This is a genomic window from Acinetobacter proteolyticus (assembly GCF_000367945.1).
Lineage (GTDB): Bacteria > Pseudomonadota > Gammaproteobacteria > Pseudomonadales > Moraxellaceae > Acinetobacter > Acinetobacter proteolyticus.
The window spans coordinates 1,928,930-1,935,276 of record NZ_KB849179.1; the positions used below are offsets into that span (position 1 = coordinate 1,928,930).

Consider the following 6,347-nt stretch of genomic DNA (forward strand, 5'->3'; position numbering starts at 1 on the left):
ATGCAAAGCTTATTCTCTGAACATTGGCATCTGGTTCGTCATCTTAGGCCCCAATTACGCCAGAATATTGAGGTTCTACCACGTACGTTAAGAGGCCGTGCATGGTTTCTGTTGTTTGAACCTATGTCACAGCGGTTTGTACGAGTTAACCCTGAAACATGGTATGTCATTACCTTATTAGATGGCCAATCCAATGTAGAACAAATTTGGGATAAAGCAGCAGAATATATCGAACAACAAAATATTCATTTAAATAAACAATACCGAGCAATTAGCCAAAATGAATTAGTCCAGCTTCTGACTCAGCTCTATAACAACGACCTGCTACAAACTGAAGTATCTTTTGATGCAGAGGAAATGTTTAAACGGTTTAAGAAGCATAAATTCAATAAATTGAAGCAATCGTTCTTAAATCCGATGAGTCTCAAAATACCATTGGTTTATCCTGATCGGTTCTTTAGTCAATTACAAAAAGCCGCTCAATCAGTTTTTAGCATCTGGGGCCTACTCATTTGGTTGATGATCGTATGCCCTGCCTTATTATTGCTTGCCGAAAATTGGCAAAGCTTAACCAATAATTTGTCAGATCGGGTGCTATCTACGAGTAACCTGTTAATTCTTTGGTTTACCTATCCAATTGTTAAATTAATTCATGAATTCGCTCATGGCTTAGCCATAAAAGCATGGAATGGCAATGTTAGAGAAATGGGCTTGATGTTCATTCTATTTATTCCCATCCCATATGTTGATGCCACTTCGTCCTATCACTTTATTTCCAAGTGGCAAAGGATTGCTGTATCTATTGCAGGCATATTGACAGAGTTATTATTAGGCGCGATTGCAATTTATCTGTGGGTCTCCAGCGAATCAGGGCTGATTCATGCTTTTGCTTATAACGTCATCTTTATTGCGACTGTTTCCACCGTATTGGTCAATGGTAATCCACTGATGCGCTATGATGGTTACTATATTTTGTCTGATTTACTTGAAATTCCCAATTTAGCAGGTCGAGCAACAAAATATTGGGTCTATTTATCTGACCGTTATCTTTTGGGCGCTAAAACAGCTCAACCTCCCTATGCTGCTGAAAATGAAAAATTTTGGCTAATTAGTTATGGTTTTATCTCTCCAATCTACCGCATCACCATCATGGTGAGCTTAATTTGGTTTGTGGCTCAGAAATATTTTTTCTTTGGTGTCATTCTGGCTTTTATTTCTGGATTTATGACCATTGTTTTACCTCTCTATAAAGGCATTAAACATATCTATCAAGGAGCGACATTGTCAAAATATCGTGATCAGGCTGTCCGACGTTTCTGGGGAATTCTTGCCACGCTTATCGTGATTTTTTTTATTCTTCCCTTTCCTTATTTTAGTACTCAGCAGGCTATCGTATGGATGCCTGAAGAGTCAATCATTCGAGCCAATGAATCAGGTCATATTGCAACAATCAATTTGAAAAACAATCAAATTCAGCAAAACCAAATGCTTTTTCAACTGTCTAATGCAGAACTTACCGAAAAATATGAACTACAAAAACTACAGGTTGAAGAATTAGATTATAAACTCAGGCAAGCTTCACTTGATGATATATCGCAACAACGTAAATTAGAGTATCAAAAACAAGGTGCTGTGCAGCAACTCCAACAATATCAGACCAAATTTGAACAACTTCAAGTCTATAGCCCACTTGCTGGTCACTGGTTTGCTAAAGATAGCATTGAACTCAATCAAAGATTTTACAAGCGTGGAGATATCATTGGTTATGTCATCAATCAACCCGCCCAGATTGTTCGTAGTGCCGTTTTACAACAAGATTATGATTTGATTCAAACAAGGTTAAAAGGAATCGAAATTCGATTTAAAAACCATTTTGATGTGGTTTATACAGGCAAGATTATTCGAAGTACACCACAAACACAAAAGAAACTTCTCTCTTCAGCATTAGGTAGTCAGGCGGGAGGAAACATCACCGTTGACCCCAATGATCAGGAAGGTACAACGGCTTTACAAAACTATTTCGATCTCGATATTCAATTATCACAACCGTTGGACTCTTCTGTATTTGGTGATGTCGCATACGTTCGTTATGATTTAGGTTATTCGCCACTGGCATGGCAGTGGATCAGAAAATTGCATCAATTATTTTTGGAGCAGTTCTATGTCTAATCTGCGGGTGATTCAAAGCCTATCATTGCGCCCTTTTCATCTCTCTAACGTTGCCCGTGTAGAACAAAAAGATCAGGAATTGCATAAATTAGAAATTTTCTTTGCCAACCTTTTAGGCTGGATTCCCGCAAAAAAAATTTCCAGAACACATATTCAAAAGTTTGCTCAAGCAATTTCACCGCACCGAGAAGCATTAAAACAGCTTGATCAAGAACAGCTCATACAAAAATTTCAACAAGCCATTCACGAGTTATCAACACAACCCTCGCATGATACCGCGATCGCTTTGATTTTTGCTTGCGTAGGAGAAGGTATTTCCCGTGTTTTTAATATTTACCCACATCCTGTTCAGTTTATGGGTGCCTATATTCTACTAACGGGCCGCCTTGCTGAAATGCCCACTGGAGAAGGTAAAACGCTGGTTGCTGGTATGGCAGCAACTATTATGGCGGCAACAGGAAATTTTGTTCATGTCCTCACGACCAATGCATATTTAGCACAACGCGACGAAGAGGAATTGCGCTCTTTATTTCAGTTTTTTCAACTGAGTAGCGCTGCCATTTATGGTGAAATGGAAATTCCAGAAAGAAAGGAAAATTATCACAAGCAAATTTGCTATGTGAGTGCCAATGAAATTGTATTTGATTATCTAAAAGATCATATTTCAGGCAAAGGTACTCAACCTCGCCAGATTGAAAACTTACGTGCATTGGCAACGGGACAAACTTCTGACGACGGGATGATTGTTCCTGCACTGCACTTCTGTATCGTGGATGAAGCGGATAGCGTATTTATTGATGAAGCTCAAACCCCTATGGTTATCTCTCAAGAAGCTGAAGGGCTTATTGAAGCAGCCATAATTCACTGGGCAATTGAACAAGCACAGCAGCTTGTTGCAGACGTTGATTTTTCAATACTCGAAGCTGAGCATCATGTCGATATTGAAAAAATTCCTGCCAATAAAGAAATTCCACTTCCTCAGAATGTACGTCCAATATGGTATAACCATGCTTGGAAAATGCTGCTGATTAAACAAGCTTTGACGGCATTACACCTCTACCATAAAGACCAACATTATATTATTCAAGACAATAAAATTCAGATTGTAGACGAATCCACAGGACGAATCATGGCTGATCGTTCTTGGGAGCAAGGTCTACACCAACTGATTGAAGCAAAAGAAAAGGTAGAACTGACTAAAGGTCGAGATACTTTAGCGCGTATGACCTTTCAGCGTTTTTTTAGACGATATTTACTGTTATCTGGGCTCACAGGAACCGGTTTAGAAGTTTCAAAAGAACTCTGGATGATTTATCGCTTAAAAGTTTGCCAAATCCCACCGAATATTCCATCTAAGCGTAAGCAATTTAAACATCATTATTTTAAAAATAATCAACTGAAGTATATCGCGATTGCCCAGCATGCAAAAACAATGGCAGATACAAATCGTTCTGTTTTGGTGGGTACGCGCAGTATCGAAGCCTCAGAAGCTATTTCCGAGGCCCTGACGCAACTCAACATTGAACATATTGTGTTAAATGCGCGCCAAGATGCACAGGAAGCCGCCATCATTGCTGAAGCGGGTCACAGTGGAAAAATTACAGTAGCGACCAACATGGCTGGGCGTGGTACCGATATTAAGCTGCGCCCAGAAACCAAACAAGCCGGTGGCCTACATGTCATTTTAACTGAATTTCATGAATCCGCTCGTATTGACCGTCAACTCTATGGTCGAGCTGGACGTCAGGGAGATCAAGGCTCATGTGTTGCCTATGTTTCAGGTGAAGATCAACTCATGCAACAAAATATCCAAGGGTTGATCTATCTACTCAATCTCATCCCTATTTATGTACTTAGACACTATTTTTTAAGTCTTGCAGTCAAACATATGCAGAAGAAATGTCAGAAACGAGCTTATCGCAATCGTATCTCAATGTTTAAACAAGATAAAAAATTAAATTCTCAAATTGGCTTTGCTGGAAAAATTTATTAAATGAAATACGCACTTGTTTTCTTCACCACTCTCAGCTGTTCTACCTCAGTGCTTGCAGATTCATTAAATTTTGCGTGTATGGTACAGCCTGCACAAATTGTTGAAATTCGCAGCCCGATTACAGGTATTTTGCAAAATATTACGGTTAAAGCTGGTACGCCAATTAAAAAAGGGCAAGTTCTGGCACAAATCGAATCAAGTGTAGAAAAATCTGCTACGCAAACTGCATATTTTCGAACGCAATTACGCGGTTCAGCCAATACGGCACGTTCTAAAATCGAACATGCCGAAAGCAAAGTAAATCGTATGAAACAACTACTGGCGGAAAATTTTGTCTCAAAACAAGCCTATGACGATGCATATAGTGAGCTACAGCAAGCCCGTTCAGAATTACAGACTGCACAGGAAAATATTAAACAGGCTGAATATGAATACAAACAAAGTCAAGCCGATTTAAATCGTAGAACCATTTATAGTCCTTTTAACGGCGTCGTGATACAGCAATATATTTATGCTGGAAGTCTGGTAAATCCAACCGAAGGGAAAAATCCAATTTTAAAAATTGCTCAAACGGATCAGTTTAAAATTAATGCAATTATTCCATTAAAGTATTTTAATACAGTTAAAAAGGGGCAAAAGCTAAAATTGATTCCCGAAGCTCCATTTGAAAAATATGCAGCAATCATTCAGCTTGACCATGTCGATCAGGTCATTGATGCAAGCTCTGGTACATTTAGTGCGGGTGCAACCATCAAAAGTAACAGTGTTAAATTCCCGAGTGGGATTCGTTGTAAGATGTATTTATAAAAATACATCTTACCCAAGGATGATTATTTTTCTAAAAACTTTAACCCACTATTTTCTGATATGGAGGTAATGCAGTACCCGCCTCCTCAACAAGACTCATTAATATTTTATATTCTGCATAACTATTGTTTAAATAATCAAGCTCAGAGTCTTTTTTTTCATTACGAAGAATTTCACAATGATATTGATAACGTTTTTCGAGATAATCTTTATCTAACCCAAGTGCAATAATCATGAGTTCCTGTGACCAGTGCATTTGCACGAGAATATGATCAATAGCATCTCCATATGCCCAGATTTGTAGACTTCTTAAATTGCCGTTTGCGAAATGCTGATGCAAAAATTTTATAAATCGATCAAACTCCTGAAAAAATATTTTGATATCATAGCTAATTTCCCATCTACGGACAAAATCAAATTCTAATCCATATGGATATTTCGTTCCAACTGATTTTATTTTATTATTTCTAATATCTGGTATATCTATTCTAATTTTAAGTTTCTTCACAAATTTATGTTTCATTTCCTCTGTTAAGAAATGATTTGTAAGATCCAAAGTCAAATCAATGTTTGGAAATTTACTTAAACTCTTGAGAGAAAATTTTAATTGGTAAAAAATATTTTGTTTTTTATTAATAAATATAAAATATCGCATCCCACTATTTATAGAGGTTTCGGCATCAGGCTCATTCCAGCGTGGTTCAATAAAATCATATTTGCTATAGAACCGATGTAACTCTAGATTTTTTAAAATAGGATGATGTAAACACCATAACTTAAACAATTCTTCCGCTTTCTTTATATTGCGAGGTGCTTCAATTTTGTCTAGCTCAAAAGACTGCTGCTCAGCACTCAGAGGTTTCAGAAAAGACGTTAAAACAGCTGTGACTGCATGATCAGGAACTTGTACAAGACCGATTCCCCACACTGAAAAGCATGGTTCATAAAAACCAACCCCTGAATTTTGGACAGCCTCATAAAATACCCTGTACAAAGCATCGCCCTGTGCAACTATATCAAAATGTTCTAATTCTAATATCGCACACGGCTCAGCGGTGAGACCATGCTGTAAATTAATGCACCACTGCTGAACTTCCTTTGAAAAATATTCGCTGTAGTCAGAATTGGTGACTTTTTGAACCATATATTCCGCCCAATCTTGCAGCTTTTTACCCGCTGCAGGCGTATCTCGATGCTGTTGGTATAACTCATAAGCTACGCGCTCAGATTCATTCAGCGAAGGAATCTGAGCTGTAAAAATCTCAGGTTCCCATAAATAAATTGCACCTGATGACATTCCACTGCCCTTAAATTAAATGATTTTTAAATTCTAGAAGACCTCATACCTATCTTTTAGGTATGAGGTCAAATGCTCCAC

Annotated in this window: 4 protein-coding genes; 3 read left to right on the forward strand and 1 reads right to left on the reverse strand. The window is 37.9% G+C overall.

The window, feature by feature from the left end; genetic code table 11:
- Genes F993_RS07885 through F993_RS07875 form a run of 3 tightly spaced genes read left to right on the forward strand, consistent with a single transcriptional unit; the run spans window position 1 to window position 4,969 of the window.
- Window positions 1–2,169 carry a site-2 protease family protein gene (locus F993_RS07885; RefSeq protein WP_004655074.1) on the forward strand — a complete coding sequence of 723 codons (2,169 nt, stop codon included), beginning with the start codon at window positions 1–3 and terminating at the stop codon, window positions 2,167–2,169.
- Entirely contained in the window at window positions 2,162–4,162 is a 2,001-nt protein-coding gene (locus F993_RS07880) for a preprotein translocase subunit SecA (protein WP_004655076.1), read from the forward strand. Before F993_RS07885 ends, F993_RS07880 begins: the two co-directional genes overlap by 8 nt.
- Window positions 4,163–4,969, forward strand: coding sequence for an efflux RND transporter periplasmic adaptor subunit (locus F993_RS07875; RefSeq protein WP_004655078.1), 807 nt, complete (start codon window positions 4,163–4,165; stop codon window positions 4,967–4,969). It begins immediately after the preceding gene.
- 40 nt (window positions 4,970–5,009) lie between these two features.
- On the opposite strand, the gene F993_RS07870 is transcribed toward F993_RS07875, so the two are convergent.
- The gene (locus tag F993_RS07870; RefSeq protein ID WP_004655080.1) at window positions 5,010–6,266 is read right to left on the reverse strand and encodes a hypothetical protein; all 1,257 of its coding nucleotides are present in this window, start codon (window positions 6,264–6,266) and stop codon (window positions 5,010–5,012) included.
- Window positions 6,267–6,347: the final 81 nt, after the last annotated feature.